The sequence below is a fragment of the Pseudomonas sp. LBUM1670 genome (assembly GCF_059695695.1).
The window spans coordinates 1,300,088-1,317,784 of record NZ_CP166783.1 but is presented as its reverse complement, the minus strand read 5'-3'; the positions used below and the strand labels follow the sequence as shown (position 1 = coordinate 1,317,784).

Annotated in this window: 13 protein-coding genes, 2 tRNA genes and 1 pseudogene; 10 read left to right on the top strand and 6 right to left on the bottom strand. The window is 59.6% G+C overall.

All coding sequences use genetic code 11. The features are described from left to right. Positions 1-111: 111 nt before the first annotated feature. From ACA073_RS05995 to ACA073_RS05980, 4 genes are all read left to right on the top strand, one after another. Positions 112-465 carry an MGMT family protein gene (locus tag ACA073_RS05995; RefSeq protein ID WP_497402326.1) on the top strand — a complete coding sequence of 118 codons (354 nt, stop codon included), beginning with the start codon at positions 112-114 and terminating at the stop codon, positions 463-465. A gap of 43 nt (positions 466-508) precedes the next feature. Continuing rightward, entirely contained in the window at positions 509-2,068 is a 1,560-nt protein-coding gene (locus tag ACA073_RS05990) for an AmpG family muropeptide MFS transporter (protein ID WP_497402325.1), read from the top strand. Positions 2,069-2,198: 130 nt separating this feature from the next. Continuing rightward, a complete protein-coding gene (locus tag ACA073_RS05985) occupies positions 2,199-3,914 on the top strand; it encodes a proline--tRNA ligase (RefSeq protein ID WP_497402323.1) in 1,716 nt (571 codons plus the stop codon). Between the two features lie 17 nt (positions 3,915-3,931). Further along, complete coding sequence (locus tag ACA073_RS05980; protein ID WP_497402321.1) at positions 3,932-4,885, top strand: hypothetical protein; 954 nt, start codon at positions 3,932-3,934, stop codon at positions 4,883-4,885. A gap of 123 nt (positions 4,886-5,008) precedes the next feature. On the opposite strand, the gene dinB is transcribed toward ACA073_RS05980, so the two are convergent. Next, entirely contained in the window at positions 5,009-6,070 is a 1,062-nt protein-coding gene (gene dinB, locus ACA073_RS05975) for a DNA polymerase IV (RefSeq protein WP_497402319.1), read from the bottom strand. Positions 6,071-6,371: 301 nt separating this feature from the next. On the opposite strand from dinB, the gene ACA073_RS05970 reads away from it, so the two are divergent. The 4 genes from ACA073_RS05970 (at position 6,372) to ACA073_RS05955 (ending at position 11,041) form a co-directional block, all read left to right on the top strand. Further along, positions 6,372-6,448: transfer RNA gene (locus ACA073_RS05970), tRNA-Met, on the top strand. Positions 6,449-6,749: 301 nt separating this feature from the next. Further along, positions 6,750-6,826, top strand: a tRNA-Met gene (locus tag ACA073_RS05965). Between the two features lie 277 nt (positions 6,827-7,103). After that, positions 7,104-9,746, top strand: coding sequence for a bifunctional lysylphosphatidylglycerol flippase/synthetase MprF (gene mprF, locus ACA073_RS05960; RefSeq protein WP_497402317.1), 2,643 nt, complete (start codon positions 7,104-7,106; stop codon positions 9,744-9,746). After that, positions 9,746-11,041, top strand: a complete 1,296-nt coding sequence (locus ACA073_RS05955; RefSeq protein ID WP_497402316.1) for a virulence factor family protein — start codon at positions 9,746-9,748, stop codon at positions 11,039-11,041. The genes mprF and ACA073_RS05955 overlap by 1 nt, the downstream gene beginning before the upstream one ends. 197 nt (positions 11,042-11,238) lie before the next feature. Here ACA073_RS05955 and ACA073_RS05950 read toward each other — a convergent pair whose 3' ends face one another. The 4 genes and pseudogenes from ACA073_RS05950 to ACA073_RS05935 form a co-directional block, all read right to left on the bottom strand. Further along, the gene (locus ACA073_RS05950) at positions 11,239-12,075 is read right to left on the bottom strand and encodes an IS3 family transposase (RefSeq protein WP_497397024.1); all 837 of its coding nucleotides are present in this window, start codon (positions 12,073-12,075) and stop codon (positions 11,239-11,241) included. After that, a complete protein-coding gene (locus ACA073_RS05945) occupies positions 12,072-12,374 on the bottom strand; it encodes a transposase (RefSeq protein WP_497397533.1) in 303 nt (100 codons plus the stop codon). The genes ACA073_RS05950 and ACA073_RS05945 overlap by 4 nt, the downstream gene beginning before the upstream one ends. A gap of 162 nt (positions 12,375-12,536) precedes the next feature. Then, positions 12,537-12,824, bottom strand: a complete 288-nt coding sequence (locus ACA073_RS05940; RefSeq protein ID WP_497402315.1) for a type II toxin-antitoxin system RelE family toxin — start codon at positions 12,822-12,824, stop codon at positions 12,537-12,539. An 11-nt stretch (positions 12,825-12,835) separates the two neighbouring features. Further along, positions 12,836-13,125 (bottom strand): annotated as a pseudogene (locus tag ACA073_RS05935) (type II toxin-antitoxin system Phd/YefM family antitoxin). Positions 13,126-13,602: 477 nt separating this feature from the next. Between ACA073_RS05935 and ACA073_RS05930 the strand changes: the two are divergent. Next, a complete protein-coding gene (locus ACA073_RS05930; protein ID WP_497402313.1) occupies positions 13,603-13,908 on the top strand; it encodes a DUF3077 domain-containing protein in 306 nt (101 codons plus the stop codon). 192 nt (positions 13,909-14,100) lie between these two features. Here the strand turns inward: ACA073_RS05930 and ACA073_RS05925 are convergent, their stop codons facing one another. After that, positions 14,101-16,002, bottom strand: coding sequence for a potassium transporter Kup (locus tag ACA073_RS05925; RefSeq protein ID WP_497402312.1), 1,902 nt, complete (start codon positions 16,000-16,002; stop codon positions 14,101-14,103). A gap of 290 nt (positions 16,003-16,292) precedes the next feature. Here ACA073_RS05925 and rimO point away from each other — a divergent pair, with 290 nt between their 5' ends. Then, positions 16,293-17,630, top strand: a complete 1,338-nt coding sequence (gene rimO, locus ACA073_RS05920) for a 30S ribosomal protein S12 methylthiotransferase RimO (RefSeq protein WP_497402311.1) — start codon at positions 16,293-16,295, stop codon at positions 17,628-17,630. Positions 17,631-17,697 lie beyond the last annotated feature (67 nt).

The window sequence follows — 17,697 nt, the reverse complement described above, 5'->3', positions numbered from 1 at the left end:
TGTAGGAGCGAGCTTGCTCGCGAAAAACGTCAGAACAACGCGCGCATTCAGACAACCCGCGTTATCGTTAACGACCATCGCGAGCAAGCTCGCTCCTACAGGACCCCGGACGTGACTGACACAACCCCCGACACAGAAAGTGCCGCGCAAATCCGACGCACGGCGCTCTATCTGACCCTGGCCCAAGTGCCCGAGGGCAAAGTCGTGAGTTATGGTCAGCTTGCCGACCTGGCAGGACTCGGCCGCGCGGCGCGATGGGTCGGTCGTACCCTGAGCCAGTTGCCCGGCGACACCAAACTGCCCTGGCACCGCGTGCTCGGCGCCGGCGGTCGGATCAGCCTGGCCGTGGGCAGTCCTTCAGGGGATGAGCAGCGCGCGCGATTACGCGCCGAAGGCATCAGTGTCCTGAATAATCGTGTTGATATTCAGCGCCATGGCTGGCGCCCGGTAGAGCACAGCGGTTAGAGTGCGCGCTTTGTTTCCGTAATCTTGAGGCAGACTTCAGCCCATGCCCCGTAAAACCTGGCGCGCCGCGCTCGCCGCCTATGCCAGCCCTTCAACACTTGTGCTGTTGTTGCTCGGTTTCGCCGCCGGCCTGCCCTACATGCTGGTGTTTTCGACACTTTCGGTCTGGTTGCGTGAAGCCGGTGTGGCTCGCGAAACCATCGGCTATGCAAGCCTGATCGGCCTGGCCTACGCCTTTAAATGGGTCTGGTCGCCGCTGCTCGACCAATGGCGCCTGCCATTCCTCGGCAAGCTCGGTCGCCGACGCTCGTGGCTGGTGCTTTCCCAGGCGCTGGTGATCCTCGGCCTGATCGGGATGGGTTTCTGCGACCCGCAAAAGCATCTTTCCTGGCTGATCGCCATTGCCGTAGTCGTTGCCTTCGCCTCGGCGACGCAAGACATCGCCGTCGACGCCTATCGCCTGGAAATCGCCGACGACACTCGCCAGGCTGCCCTCGCCGCCAGTTACATGGCCGGCTATCGGATCGCGGCGCTGCTGGCCACGGCCGGCGCCCTGTTCTTCGCCGAAGGCTTCGGCTCCACCGGTTTCAACTACAAGCATTCGGCATGGGCCGGCACTTACCTGCTGTTCGGCGCCCTGATGGTCCCGGCGTTGCTGACCTCTTTCTTCATGCGTGAGCCGCCGGTGCCGCTGCGCACGCAACTGCAGGCCGGGCGCTACAGTTTTGTGCATCAACTGGCCTCGGTGTTCGTGCTGATCGTGCTGCTGGTGTCCGTTCCCGCGATGTTCACCCAGCTCTACAACACCGATTTCGCCAGCGTGCTGTTCGACGGCGTGAGCCTGCTCGACCTGTTGCTTGAAGACCGCGCATTCCTGCGGGCGATCCTCTACACCACGCTCACCGCGCTGTGCCTTTCGGCCGTGGGGCGCCGCGGCCTCGCACCGGTGCTGACCCCGGTCAACGATTTCATTCTGCGTTACCGCTGGCAGGCACTATTGCTGCTCGGACTGATCGCCACGTATCGGATGTCGGATACGGTCATGGGCGTGATGGCCAACGTGTTTTATATCGACCAGGGTTTCACCAAAGACCAGATTGCCAGCGTCAGCAAAATCTTCGGCCTGATCATGACGCTGGTCGGCGCCGGCATGGGCGGCCTGCTGATCGTGCGCTTCGGCATCCTGCCGATCCTGTTCATCGGCGGCGTCATGTCGGCCGGGACCAATCTGCTGTTCCTGATGCTTGCCGACATGGGGGCGAACCTGAACATGCTGATTGGCACCATTTCCCTGGACAACTTCAGCTCGGGCCTGGCGACCTCGGCGTTCGTCGCCTACTTGTCGAGCCTGACCAACCTCAAGTTCTCTGCCACCCAATACGCCCTGCTCAGCTCGATCATGCTCTTGCTTCCACGCCTGATCGGTGGCTATTCGGGGGTCATGGTGGAAAAGTTCGGCTATCACAATTTCTTCCTGATCACCGCGCTGCTGGGTGTTCCGACCCTGCTGTTGATCGCCCTGCACTGGTTCCAGGAGAACCGCCGCGAAGGCCCGACACCAAGGCCCGAGCCGGTTCCGACCCAGGTCGCGGAAGAATCGTAGGAAGCATCGCAGAGGGTGGCGGGATTCCCGCCCTCCTGCCACACCACCGACCGCGCGCCTGTACGCCAGCAGATCTCGCCCGTACAATGCCCCGTCATTTCTCGTCATCAGCAACCGACAACGGCCAACCATGCGCACCAGTCAATTTTTGCTCGCCACACAGAAAGAAACGCCTTCCGACGCGGTCGTGATCAGCCATCAGCTGATGCTGCGCGCCGGCATGATCCGCAAACTCGCCTCGGGCCTGTACACCTGGCTGCCAATGGGCTTGCGAGTGATGCGCAAGGTCGAAGCCGTCGTTCGTGAAGAAATGAACGCCGCGGGCTCTCTCGAAGTGTTGATGCCGAGTACTCAACCAGCTGAGCTGTGGCAGGAATCCGGTCGCTGGGAAGAATACGGCCCGGAATTGCTGCGCTTCAAGGATCGCCACGGTCGCGATTTCTGCGCCGGCCCGACCCACGAAGAAGTCATCACCGACCTGATGCGCAATGAGTTGAGCAGCTACAAACAGCTGCCGATCAACCTGTATCAGATCCAGACCAAGTTCCGTGACGAAATCCGCCCACGCTTCGGTTTGATGCGCGGCCGCGAATTCATCATGAAGGACGCCTATTCGTTCCACGCTGACCAGCCTTCGCTGCAGGTCACCTACGACCGCATGCACCAGGCGTACTGCAACGTGTTCACCCGCCTGGGCCTGAAGTTCCGCCCTGTTGAAGCCGACAACGGCTCCATCGGCGGCGCCGGCTCCCACGAGTTCCACGTACTGGCCGAATCCGGCGAAGACGACATCGTCTTCAGCAACGGTTCCGAGTACGCCGCGAACATCGAGAAAGCCGAAGCCGTACCGCGTGAAACGTCGCGCGCCGCCCCGGCCGAAGAGCTGCGCCTGGTCGACACACCGAACGCCAAGACCATCGCGCAACTGGTCGAAGGCTTCAACCTGCCGATCGAGAAGACCATCAAGACCCTGGTGGTTCACGCTGAAGAGAAAGGCAAGCTGATTGCCCTGATCATCCGTGGCGACCACGAGCTGAACGAAATCAAGGCCTCCAACCAGCCAGGCGTTGCCAGCCCGCTGGTCATGGCTTCCGAAAGCGAATTGCGTGACGCGATTGGCGCCGGTGCCGGTTCTCTCGGCCCGTTGAACCTGCCGCTGCCGATCATCATCGACCGCTCCGTCGAACTGATGAGCGACTTCGGTATCGGTGCGAACATCGACGACAAGCACTACTTCGGCGTGAACTGGGAGCGTGACCTGCCAGTTCCGACCGTTGCCGACCTGCGTAACGTCGTGGCTGGCGATCCTAGCCCTGACGGCAAAGGCACCCTGGAAATCAAGCGCGGCATCGAAGTCGGGCACATCTTCCAGCTGGGCAACAAGTACAGCAAAGCGATGAAGTGCGAAGTGCTGGGCGAAAACGGCAAGCCGGTCACCCTGGAAATGGGTTGCTACGGCATCGGCGTTTCCCGCGTGGTGGCAGCCGCCATCGAGCAGAACAACGACGAGAACGGGATCATCTGGAGCGACACACTGGCTCCATTCCAGATCGCGCTGGTACCGCTGCGCTACGACAACGAGCAGGTTCGCGAAGCCACCGACAAGCTGTATGCAGAACTGACTGCTGCCGGCTTCGAAGTGCTGCTGGACGATCGCGACAAGAAAACCAGCCCGGGCATCAAGTTCGCGGACATGGAGCTGATCGGCATTCCTCACCGGATCGTGGTCAGTGACCGCGGCCTCGCCGAAGGCAATCTGGAATACAAGAGCCGCACCGAGGCCGAGGCGCAAGCGCTGCCGGTCGCTGACGTGCTGTCCTTCCTCCAGGCCCGTATCCGCCGCTGACACCAGATAGAGAAGTCATGTTCAAGCGAAACACCTTAGGCCTCGGTGGTGCCGCCCTGTGCGGCACCCTGCTGGTCAGCGGCTGCGCCAATCACATGTCGCAACGCAGCGAGCACGAGGAACGCGTCGAGCGCAAACTGCTCGATCACAGCCTGCAGATCGATGTCGGTGAGCCCAAGGTGCTTGAGCTTCCGCAACGTCGGGTGAAGATTCACGAGCAGAAAACCTTCGAGGTCACTGAATTCGAAGTCACCCGTCATTACGATCGCTACACGCCTTACCAACCCTGGCGGGAGATCTACGAGATCCCGCTGGGCGCGGTGGCCGTGGTCGCCGGTGTCGGCGCGAACGTGGTCAACGTGTTCGCCTTCGGCAATTTGCCGGATAGCGCGACCAAGGACTGGTTCAGTTACGGTTTCGCCGGGCTCAACCCGTTCATGAACGCGCCGTCTCACGGTCGTGCGCAGCAGAACCTCGCGGGTATCGACGAAATCCAGCTCGACAAACGCACGGAATACTCGAGCCTGCCGTGGAGCGAGCGCCCGGTGCAGGTCAAGGCCGGCAAGGAAACGTTCGAGCTGAGCACTGATAAAAACGGTGTGTTGCGCCTGAACCTGCTGGACAGCCCGTTCGCCGAACATGACATCAATCACCTCAGCCGGCTGCTGATCAAGGTCGAAGATGGTCAGGACGATGTGCACAGCGACTCGTCCCTGGCGGTCAGCAGCTCGTTGCGCGGCAAACTGCTCGAAGCTCACGGGTTGATTTATGACGACCTTGAAGACGACGAAGTGAGCCAGTGGGTACACCGGGTCAAACGTCTGTCGGAGCTGGGTCTGGAAGAAGAAGCCAGCGAGCTGGAACAGAGCCTGATTGAGCTGACTCGCAACGATCCTGAGTTGCAGACTGAGTTTCTCAAGTCGTTGACCAAGGATGCCGGGCGACTGGTGGCGGATCCGAGACCGAATTAAAAGCCAAAGCTTCGCGAGCAAGCCCGCTCCCACATTGGATCTGCGTCATATGGAGATCCAATGTGGGAGCGGGCTTGCTCGCGAAGGCTGCCTCACATTCACCACAACATCAAAACCCTGCCCCTACCGCTCAAACAACTCCATCTGCTCAAACCCACCCCGCAAATCCTCCAGCCTCACCCCAACCCCCAGCAACCGCACCGGCTTCCCGCCGCGATTGAACGCCTGGGTCAGCAGCAGCTTATAACTCTGAAGATCCCGCCCTGCCCCGGCCTGCTCCAGCGTGGTCTGGGTAAAGTCATGGAATTTCACTTTGACGAACGGCTTGCCCGGCCGATAGCTGCTGTCGATCCGCGCCATGCGGCCCGCCAGGGTCTCCAGCAACTCGGGTAATTTATCCAGGCAGCTCACCAGATCCGGCAAATCCACGTCATACGTGTTCTCGACACTGATCGACTGCCGCCGACTGTCGTTGTGTACCAGCCGTTCATCGATCCCGCGTGCCAGGCTCCAGAGTCGTTCGCCAAAACTGCCGAATTCACGCACCAGCGCCAACTTGTCCCATTCGCGCAAATGCGAGCAATCGACAATGCCCAGCCGGCCCAGTTTGTCGGCGGTCACTTTGCCCACACCGTGCAGCTTGCTGACCGGCAAGCCGCTGACAAAATCCTCGACCTGATCCGGTGTAATGACGAACAAACCATTGGGCTTCTTCCAGTCGCTGGCGATCTTGGCCAGGAACTTGTTCGGCGCCACGCCGGCCGAGACGGTGATATGCAGCTGATTGGACACCCGATGGCGGATGTCCTGGGCAATTCGCGTGGCGCTGCCGCCGAAGTGCGCGCTGTCCGACACATCGAGGTAGGCCTCATCGAGGGAAAGCGGTTCGATCAGGTCAGTGTAATCGCGAAAGATCGTGTGAATTTCCTTCGACGCTTCTCTATAGGCGTCCATGCGCGGCTTGACGATGGTCAGGTCCGGGCACAACTTCAAGGCGTGTCCGGAAGACATCGCCGAACGCACGCCGTACGCCCGAGCTTCATAGTTGCAGGTGGCAATCACTCCGCGCCGATCTGCCGATCCGCCCACCGCCAGGGGTTTTCCGGCCAGGCGCGGGTCGTCACGCATCTCGATGGCAGCGTAGAAGCAGTCACAATCGACGTGGATGATTTTTCGCTGGGTCATAGGAAAGCGGTGTTCATGGCAAAGAAAAGGAGACTTGGCAGGCCGGATCGGCAGTATCTCACTGACACCTGTATATAGCACCAGTAGTCTGAATGTTCTTTCCCGAGTGTAGGAAATGTATCCGATGAATTTATTTTCTCAATCGAAAAGCCATGCTCGATAGAGCTGCAAGCCTTGCCGCGCCTCACTCACAGCCGGTTACAGCGTAATGCTTTTAAGCTAAGCGATTGAACCAGAACAGGTTTTATCCGGATTGAAGGTTGACAGCCCGGCGATCCTCTGTAGAATGCCGACACACAGACGCGGGATGGAGCAGTCTGGTAGCTCGTCGGGCTCATAACCCGAAGGTCGTCGGTTCAAATCCGGCTCCCGCAACCAAACATCAAAAAAGGCTACTCGAAAGAGTGGCCTTTTTTGTGCGCGCGAAGAAAACACCAATACTTGTAGGAGCGAGCTCGCTCGCGATGGTCGTGAACGATAACGCGTGAAATCAGATACCCCGTGGTGGCCATAGTTTTTCGCGAGCAAGCTCGCTCCTACAGACCTGACGAGAAATCGTTCTGATTCCGAAACTTAAGTCCCCCCTGCGACCGTTCGCCGCTTATTTACGCTTATTTGACCCTGCTCCAGATTAACGGTTGACACACCGGCGTATCTCTATAGAATGCCGCCACACAGACGCGGGATGGAGCAGTCTGGTAGCTCGTCGGGCTCATAACCCGAAGGTCGTCGGTTCAAATCCGGCTCCCGCAACCAAACATCAAAAAAGGCTACTCGAAAGAGTGGCCTTTTTTGTATCTGTTGAAAAAGTCCTTTCGCAACAATGACCTGTCACTCTGCGGAAAGCGTTCGGGATCACTGAAACCCTGCGATCAGACTATGCTGGATCGCAGACAGAACCCTCCACGACGGATGACATGCCATCGCCGACAATCGGTGAGAGGCGTTAATATTTGTGATTATTTTTTTCTACAGGGATTGGTAACTTGGCTGGATACCCCCATCCTGTCGCGCACAATCCAAGAGGTGATTGATGCGCGCCAACTCGTCTGATCCACAAGACACTGTCACAGCGACACAACCCATCAAGCCCGAGCGTTTGCGCTTGCTTGATCGGGTCAGCAAGTACCGCCAGCCCATCGGTCTGGCGGTCACTCTGCTGTTGTTCGCGATCGCGCTGATTGCCTGTCGCCACTTGCTGAGCGAACTCGATCTGTACGCTCTGCACGACTCGATTCTTGAAGTACCCAAACCGGCACTGCTGGGCGCACTGGCGGCGACCGTCGTCGGCTTCATCATATTGCTCGGCTATGAATGGTCGGCCAGCCGCTATGCCGGTGTGACCCTGGCGCCGCGAATCCTTGCCCTGGGCGGGTTCACCGCATTCGCCATCGGCAATGCCATCGGTCTGTCGATGCTCTCGGGGGGGTCGGTTCGTTATCGTTTATATGCACGTCATGGTCTGGGGGCTTCGGAAGTCGCTCACATGACGTTGTTCGCCAGCCTCTCGCTCGGCTGCGCCCTGCCCCCGCTAGCCGCCCTCGCAACACTCAGTAACCTGCCTGCCGCCTCCGCCGCGCTGGGCCTCTCTCAGTTGCTGCTGGCTGCGATTGCCGCTGCGGTGTTGCTGTTGTTTACCGTCTTGGCCGTCGGCATCTATCGCCGGCGCCTGCCGGAGCAGCCTTATGCGGACAATCTGCTGGTCAAGGCCGGTCGTCGCACCTTGCGCCTTCCGGGCCGCCGCCTGACGTTCCTGCAACTGGTGATTACCGCCCTCGATGTGGCCGCCGCCGCGACCGTGCTTTATCTGTTGCTGCCGGAAGCGCCGCCCTTCGGCGCGTTCCTGCTGGTGTACCTGCTGGCGTTGGCCGCGGGCGTACTCAGTCATGTTCCCGGCGGTGTCGGGGTGTTCGAAGCGATTCTGCTGGCCGCCTTCGCCGACAAACTTGGCGCCGCGCCACTGGCTGCCGCGCTGCTGCTCTATCGCCTGATCTACGTGGTGCTGCCGCTACTCGTTGCTTGCGTGCTGTTGCTGATCAACGAAGGCCAGCGCCTGTTCCAGACACGTCAGTCCTTGCGCGCCGCGTCCGGCCTGGCCGCGCCGATTCTGGCGGTGCTGGTGTTCCTGTCCGGCGTGGTGCTGCTGTTCTCCGGCGTGACCCCGGAAATTGATACGCGCCTGGAACACATCGGTTTTCTGATTCCCCATCGACTGGTCGACGCCTCGCACTTCGGCGCCAGCCTGGTCGGCGTGCTCTGCCTGCTGCTGGCGCAGGGTTTGCGTCGGCGTCTGTCGGCCGCCTGGATGCTGACCACCATTCTGCTGCTGGTCGGCGCCGTGCTTTCGCTGCTCAAAGGTTTCGACTGGGAAGAAGCCTGCCTGATGACCCTGACCGCGAGCCTGCTGGGGGTTTTCCGGCGCTCGTTCTATCGCCCGAGCCGTTTGACCGAACTGCCGTTTTCACCGCTGTATCTGGTCTCGAGCCTGTGTGTCCTCGGTGCGTCGATCTGGCTGCTGCTGTTCGCCTATCAGGACGTTCCCTACAGCCATCAACTCTGGTGGCAATTCACCCTCGACGCCGACGCACCGCGCGGCTTGCGCTCGCTGCTCGGCGCCGCCGTGCTGCTGGTGGTGGTGTCCCTGACCTGGCTGCTGCGTACCGCGCGCCCGGTGATCCACCCGCCGACGCCGGACGAGCTGGACCGCGCGGTAAAGATCCTGATGGCATCCGCGCAACCGGACGGCGGCCTCGCCCTGACTGGTGACAAGGCGTTGCTGTTCCACCCCAACGACGAGGCGTTCTTGATGTACGCCCGCCGTGGGCGCAGCCTCGTGGCGCTGTACGACCCGATCGGCCCGACCCAGCAACGGGCCGAGATGATCTGGCAGTTCCGCGACCTCTGCGACATCCACCACGCCCGCCCCGTGTTCTATCAAGTGCGCGCGGAAAACCTGCCGTACTACATGGACATCGGCCTGACCGCGATCAAGCTCGGCGAAGAAGCCCGGGTCGATCTGCAGCGCTTTGATCTCGACGCCAAGGGCAAAGAGATGAAAGACCTGCGATACACCTGGAACCGTGGCACCCGCGATGGCCTGTCGCTGGAGATCCATGAGCCGGGGCACGCGCCAATGGATGAGCTCAAGGTGATTTCCGATGCCTGGCTGACCGGCAAGAACGTGCGCGAGAAAGGCTTCTCCCTCGGCCGTTTCAGTGATGACTACCTCAAGCATTTCCGCATCGCAGTGATTCGTTTCGAAGGGCGTCCGGTGGCGTTCGCCAACTTGCTTGAGACTTACGGCCACGACCTGGCCAGCCTCGACCTGATGCGCGCACACCCGGATGCCCCGAAGCTGACCATGGAGTTCATGATGGTCGGCCTGATTCAACATTATAAAAATCATGGATACGCGCGTTTCAGCCTGGGCATGGTGCCGCTGTCGGGGTTGCAACCCCGTCGTGGCGCGCCGCTGACCCAGCGTCTGGGCTCGATGGTGTTCCGCCGTGGTGAGCAGCTCTACAACTTCCAAGGCTTGCGCCGCTTCAAAGACAAGTTCCAGCCTGACTGGGAACCCCGTTATATGGCCGTGCCCGCCGGACTCGATCCGCTGGTTGCCCTGGCCGACACTGCTGCCCTGATTGCGGGCGGCTTGACTGGATTGGTGAAACGCTGATGATTCAACGCTCATTGCGGTACGTACTGGCCACACTGGTAGTGCTGGCCCTGATTCTCGGTGGCGGTTACTGGTACCTCAAACGCCCGGCGCCAGAACCGACTCTCGAAAGGCTGACACCGGCCGGCGGCGCCGCGATGACCCGCGTCATTCCCGGCAACACACCACGCGCCCAGGTGCTGGTGGCGGTCAATGAAGACCAGAAACTCAGCGACAAACAATTGATGACCCTCAGCCGCAGCGGCTCGGCGCAGATTGTTCAAGTAATCCTGCCCAAAGAATGCCTGTTGCAAAGCCGCGCCCTGCAAGCGGGCCTGAGAGAACTCAAAGGTCCGGCGACCCTGGTCAGCGGCATCGGTCCCGGCGCCGTGCTGGCCTGGCGCTGGTTGTCCGAGCAGAAGGACGACAAGGCCCAAGCCGTTTCGGTGGACCTGGCCCTGGAAAAACCCGGCTGCACGCACCTGCTGCCGAAAAGCGCCGCTCACGGTCACTGGCTGGTGGCGTGGAACGACAACCCGGACGACACCAGCGCCGGCTTCGTGCGCGACCAACCCAACGCCGAAACCAGCATCAGCGACTACGACATCAACCTGCCGCAAGTGCTGAACAACGAACTGCGCAAGCTCCTCGTCGGTGGCGACAAAGCCGCTGGCGGCCTGCAGATTCCAGTGGTTGAAGTCCCGGCCGGTCAGGCGAAGGACACCGTCACCCTGTTCCTCTCCGGCGACGGCGGCTGGCGCGACCTCGACCGCGATGTGGCGGGCGAGATGGCCAAGATCGGCTACCCGGTGGTCGGCATCGACACCCTGCGCTACTACTGGCAGCACAAGAGCCCGGAGCAAAGCGCACTGGACCTCGCCGAACTGATGCAGCACTACCGGCAGAAATGGGGCACCAAGCGCTTCATCCTGACCGGCTACTCATTCGGCGCCGACGTCTTGCCGGCGATCTACAACCGCCTGGCAGAATCGGAGCAGCAACGCGTCGACGCAATCATCCTGCTGGCCTTCGCCCGCACCGGCAGCTTCGAGATCGAAGTCGAAGGCTGGCTCGGCAACGCCGGCAAAGAAGCCGCCACCGGGCCGGAAATGGCCAAGCTGCCACCTGAGAAAGTGGTGTGCATCTTCGGCGAAGAAGAAATCGACGAAAGCGGCTGCACCGACAAGACCGCCGTGGGCGAAGCCATCAAACTGCCCGGCGGCCACCACTTCGACGAGAACTACCCGAAACTGGCCCAGCGGTTGGTGGATGTGATCGAGAAGCGTCAAGCGAAGGAGGCGGCGGCTCAGGAGTGATCTGAACCCGCCCACAAAGAAGCCCCCGCGTCCTTACGGTAGCGGGGGCTTTTTCATTCCAGCAGACACCACTGATCAAATGTGGGAGCGGGCTTGCTCGCGAAAGCGGTGGGTCAGTCGACATCAATGTTGAATGTCAGTCAGTCTTCGCGAGCAAGCTGAACTGGTCAAGTAATTTTGGACACCAGTTAAGGTTTTCACGCCGCCAGTTTCTCCATAGCTACCGGCGACCGGTAGTCGTTGTAGCTATGGAGTCTGACGTTGTTGTAACGCATCACATAACGCTGCACATCCACGCGGGCTTCATGCTCTGAACGGTAGCCGTCTTCTGGCACCCACTCTGATTTCAGGCTCCCAAAGAAACGCTCCATCGGGGCGTTGTCCCAGCACTCACCTTTGCGACTCATGCTTTGCAGGAGTCCATGCTTGCGCATCTCATTCCTGAATTTATGGCTGGTGTATTGGCAGCCTTGATCAGAGTGAAACAGCACTTCTTTGGGACGGCCTCGCAACTCGACTGCCATTCGCAATGCTTCGCAGGTCAGCGTGGCATCGGAAATCATTGAAAACGACCAACCCACGATCCGGCGAGCGAACAGATCCAGCACCGCCGCAAAATACATCCAGCGCTTGCCGACCTTGATGTACGTCACATCGCCACACCACACCTGGTTGATCGCCGTGACATCAAACTTGCGCTTGAGCACATGTGGCGCCACCAGCGCTTCCACGCCGGAAGATTTGTACTTATGTCGCCTGCGCTGATGACTGGCGACACCGGCTTCGCGCATCAAGCTGCGAGCCATATGTCGCCCGACACGATGCCCCTTGGCTTGCAGCTCCCTGGAAAGGGTGCGAGACCCTGCGGACGCTCTGGATTCCTTGTGATGCTCGACCAGCACGGCTTTAAGTTTCTCCCGCTCAGGCTTCACCTTGCCTTGGCGCTGACGCCAGGCGTAAAAGCTGCTGCGGTTGACTCCAAACGCCCGACAGCAATTGTTAACGCCGTACTGCTCGTCCAGCTCATTGATCAACGAGAATGATCTTTGGAGTCCAAAAGCAGGAGAGCACTGGCCTTTTTTAGGATTTCAATGTCCAGGTCTTTTTGCCTGAGCAACGCTTTGAGCTGCTGAATCTCTCGCTGATCGGCGGTAATCGCCTTGGCCCCCTCAGGGGGAGAACCCAAGCGCTCCTTGCGAACCTGATCGACCCAACGGCGCAAGGCGGTAGGGCCAATATCCAGACTGGTACAGACTTCTGGAACTGACCGGCCCTCGTCCAGCACCATGCTGGCAGCCTTGAGCTTGAACTCACTGGAATAAGATTTACGCATATCCAAACACCTCAGATTTGGGCGCCATCATAGCGCCCGATTGAAGTGTCCAAAATCATTAGGCCAGTTCAAGCCCGCTCCCACAGAGATCTTCGTAGGTTCGGATAAAGTGCCAGACAGCAAAAAGCCCCCGCTGCCTGAATGGCACCGGAGGCTTTTTCGTCATAGGCGACGCTCCGCCGCGTCGTAAACCTCTTCATCACGTCGCGCACCGACCGCGACAATCAATACCTGGATCGCACTTCCGTTGACTCGATAAACAATCCACGTGTCGCCTGTTCGAATTCTTCTACAGCCCGCAAGACTGGCTCTCAAGGGTTTACCGCTTTTATCCGGCTCGCCGTTGATAATTCGCTCTTCGATCACATCAAGAATGCGATTCGCCGCAACAGCCCCCAGCAGATCCAGATCCTTCTGGACATCCGGGTGATAGATAACGCCCCAAACCATCCCCAGCTCCTTTAGTCTTTCCTGGCGTACCTTGCCGCATAGCGTCATGGCTGACTGCTTGGGCCTCATCAAAACCGGCCAGGCGTTCCCGAGCAGCTGCTTCAATCCGAAGTTCATCCAGCTCGTCGAGCATTTCCTGATACGCATCGATATTGATAATCACCGCAGCGGGTTGATTGTCTTTAAAAATAACCAGGCGCTCAGTGGCGCGACTGGAAATCTCCTTGAGCCTCGCGCTGAAGCCCCTGACCATCGCAGTCACCGATATCGCCTGGTCAGCACGCTCTAGTAATGCCGTCATATTTACCTCCTTACACTCACGCAACTTTTTGCGCACAATTCTACGCAGAGTATTGCGTTGAATATCACATTTCGCAAGCACAGCCATTTCACCGACCTTGTAGAATCGCTCGCGGCGTTTAGTTTTTGTTTGTTTCAGATGGCGCGATATCGGATGACGCCCGCAGACCTTGTAGGCAAACTCCGAATCGTGTTTTTTGGGCACTTTGATGCCTTGTTGCGCTTTTCTTTGACGGGATAGTCTCTGGTCGTCGCTGACCATTCAGCGATCGGGCTTGGAAACCCGTCGAGCGTAGGCAACAACGTGCCCAACATGACCGCAGACAATTACGACTGCAATCCTGTGTCATGGCGGCTGTGCGTGGGACGTCTTCGGACGTGCCGGTTTCCTAGGCTCCCGGTTTTCCAACCTGCGCACAGCTGCCACCCATTCGCTTGGAAACGAACGTGGCGGCTCCTCAAGCTTAGGAGATAGATCATGAGCAAAACAGATTCATCTGCCCCTTCAGAATTAAAAACCATCGGCCTCACCCCCTTCATCTACTGCTCAAACCAGGCGCTATTCCGTGTCAGTCGGGACGTTCCCCTCGGTGATGCGTTAGCCATGGCCTCCGACTTTCTATTCCTTGCCAAGGATCTGACCAGAGAGGCTGCCTTTAACCGTGATACCGACCGGCACATCTGGGCCGCGCATTATTTGACGGCGATGAGCAAGGCCGTGATTGATGATGCGATGAAGGTGCTGCAGCGGCCGGCTCAGGCAAAAGCCGAATCAGAAAAATGATGACCTGAGCGCAATTCCAACAGACGCCACAGATCCATTGTGGGAGCGGGCTTGCTCGCGAAGGCGGACTGACATTCAACATTGATGTCGACTGGCCCGCCGCTTTCGCGAGCAAGCCCGCTCCCACAATGGATCTGTGGCGCACAAAAAAGCCCCCGCTGCCGCGATGGCAACGGGGGCTTTTTGATGGCCTTACATCTCGACCTGTGTACCCAGCTCAATCACCCGGTTCAGCGGCAAATTAAAGAACCGCAAATTGCCATTCGCGTTCTTCAACATGAACGCAAATAACGCCTCGCGCCAACGGGCCATGCCTTCAAGTTTGGAGGCGATGACCGTCTCGCGACTGAGGAAGTAGGTAGTGCGCATCGGACTGAAGTCGAGGTCATCGAGGTGACACAGTTTCAGCGCTTGCGGCACGTCCGGCTCGTCGATAAAGCCAAAGTGCAGGATCACCCGGAAGAACCCCTCGCCGTAGGAATCAACCTCGAAGCGCCGTGTCGGCGGGACTCGCGGGATGTCTTCGTACACCACTGTCAACAGTACCACTTGCTCGTGCAGCACCTGGTTATGCAGCAGGTTGTGCAACAACGCGTGGGGCACGGCGTCCGGGCGCGCGGTGAGGAACACTGCGGTGCCCTGGACGCGATGCGGCGGTTGTACGGCGATACTGCTGATGAAAATCGGCAGCGGCAGGCCACCTTCGTCCATGCGCTCAACCAGCAATTGCTTGCCGCGTTTCCAGGTGGTCATCAGCACAAACAGTGCAATACCGGCGATCACCGGGAATGCTCCGCCCTGAAAGATTTTCGGCACGTTGGCGGCGAAATACAGACCGTCCACCAGCAGGAAGCCGAGCAACAGCGGCACCGAGAGGATCGGCGGCCATTTCCACAGCAACAACATCACCGCCGACACCAGGATGGTGGTCATCAACATGGTGCCCGTCACCGCCACACCGTAGGCCGAGGCCAGAGCGCCGGAGGATTCGAAGCCGATCACCAGCAGGATCACGCCGACCATCAATGCCCAGTTCACCGCGCCGATGTAGATCTGGCCCTGTTCGGCACTGGAGGTGTGCTGGATGTGCATGCGCGGAATGTAACCGAGCTGGATCGCCTGACGGGTCAGGGAGAACGCACCGGAAATCACCGCTTGCGAGGCAATCACCGTGGCCAGGGTCGACAGGCCGACCAACGGAATCAACGCCCAGCTTGGTGCCAACAGATAGAACGGGTTGCGTGCCGCTTCTGGATCACCGAGCAGCAAGGCGCCCTGGCCGAAGTAGTTCAGCACCAGCGCCGGCAGCACAAGAATGAACCACGCACGGGCAATCGGCTTGCGACCGAAGTGGCCCATGTCGGCGTACAGCGCTTCGGCGCCGGTCAATGCCAGCACCACCGCACCCAGAATCGCCACGCCCATGCCCGGGTGCACGATAAAGAAGCGCACGCCCCAGACCGGGTTCATCGCTTGCAACACTTCCGGGTGCTGCAGGATGCCGTAGACGCCCAGCGCGCCCAGGACCAGAAACCAGGTGACCATGATCGGCCCGAACAGAATGCCGATTCGCGCGGTGCCGTGACTCTGGATCAAAAACAGCGCCACCAGCACAACCAACGACAGTGGCACCACCCAATGGTCGATGCCCTCAAACGCCAGCCCCAGACCTTCAATTGCCGAGAGCACGGAAATCGCCGGCGTGATCATGCTGTCGCCATAAAACAGCGCCGCACCGATCAGCCCGCAGACCACCAGTAACGTGCGCAACTTCGGATGCCCCGCCGCCGCCCGTCGAGCCAGCGCGGTCAACGCCATGATTCCGCCTTCGCCCTGGTTGTCGGCACGCAGTACGAACAGCACATATTTGATTGAAACGACCCAGATCAGCGACCAGAAAATCAGCGCCAGTATCCCGAACACGCCGTCATGGTCGACCTGTACACCATACTGACCGGAAAACACTTCTTTGAGGGTATACAGCGGGCTCGTGCCGATATCGCCATAAACTACCCCGACCGCTGCGACCAGCATGCCGATCGGCTTCGCCGCCGAGTGCCCGGTGCTCACTGCCTGACTACTTGCCTGACCCATCCAACACTCCTACTACCCAGACCGGACTTCTTTGGAAGAAGCACTATGCTTTGTCACGCAGCATGCGCTGTTTTACTTCACGTTACAGACGTTTCGTTGACTGTAAAAAATTGGTAAAGCGTAACGGCGCGAAGCATAGCGCAGCACTCGTCGTATTTCCCTCCATAAAGCTGGTCAAGTGCGTCTCCCATCGCTAGAATTGCGCACTTTTTGATCAGAGGCGCGGTTGAGCGCCCGTTTGTCGCCTTGCCGATTCGCGGCTGGAGGCGTCACAAATACCGAGGTTAGACATGTCCACCACTCCTGCGCCGGCCAATCCAAAGGTTGGCTTCGTATCCCTGGGTTGCCCCAAAGCACTGGTCGACTCCGAGCGCATCCTTACCCAGCTGCGCATGGAAGGTTATGACGTTGTGTCCACTTATCAGGACGCCGATGTCGTGGTGGTCAACACCTGCGGCTTCATCGACTCGGCCAAGGCTGAATCCCTGGAAGTGATCGGCGAAGCCATCAAGGAAAACGGCAAGGTCATCGTGACCGGCTGCATGGGCGTCGAAGAAGGCAACATCCGCAACGTGCATCCGAGCGTGCTGGCCGTGACCGGTCCGCAGCAGTACGAGCAAGTGGTCAACGCCGTGCACGACGTTGTGCCGCCGCGCAAGGATCACAATCCGCTGATCGACCTGGTGCCGCCGCAAGGCATCAAGCTGACCCCGCGCCATTATGCGTACCTGAAGATTTCCGAAGGCTGCAACCACAGCTGCAGCTTCTGCATCATCCCGTCGATGCGCGGCAAACTGGTCAGCCGTCCTGTCGGTGATGTGCTCGACGAGGCCCAGCGCTTGGTCAAGGCCGGCGTCAAGGAGCTGTTGGTGATCTCGCAAGACACCAGCGCCTACGGCGTCGACGTGAAGTACCGCACCGGTTTCTGGAACGGCGCGCCGGTGAAAACCCGCATGACCGAACTCTGCGAAGCCCTGAGCACCCTCGGCGTCTGGGTCCGCTTGCACTACGTTTACCCGTACCCGCACGTCGACGAACTGATTCCGCTGATGGCCGCCGGAAAAATCCTGCCGTACCTGGACATCCCGTTCCAGCACGCCAGCCCGAAAGTCCTGAAGTCGATGAAACGCCCGGCGTTCGAAGACAAGACCCTGGCGCGCATCAAGAACTGGCGCGAGATCTGCCCGGACCTGATCATCCGTTCGACCTTCATCGTCGGCTTCCCCGGCGAAACCGAAGAAGACTTCCAGTACCTGCTGAACTGGCTGACCGAAGCCCAGCTCGACCGCGTCGGCTGCTTCCAGTACTCGCCAGTCGAAGGCGCACCGGCTAACGATCTGGACCTGGACATCGTCCCGGACGACGTCAAACAAGACCGTTGGGACCGCTTCATGGCGCACCAGCAAGCCATCAGCTCGGCGCGTCTGCAACTGCGCGTCGGCCGTGAAATCGAAGTGCTGGTCGATGAAGTCGACGAGCAAGGCGCAGTCGGCCGTTGCTTCTTCGATGCCCCGGAAATCGACGGCAACGTATTCATCGACAACGGCAGCAACCTGAAACCGGGCGACAAAGTCTGGTGCAAGGTCACCGACGCCGACGAATACGACCTGTGGGCTGAACAGATCTAAACGCAAAAAATACGAAAAGCCCTGCTCTCTTGACGAGATGCGGGGCTTTTTTACGTCTATCGTTTTG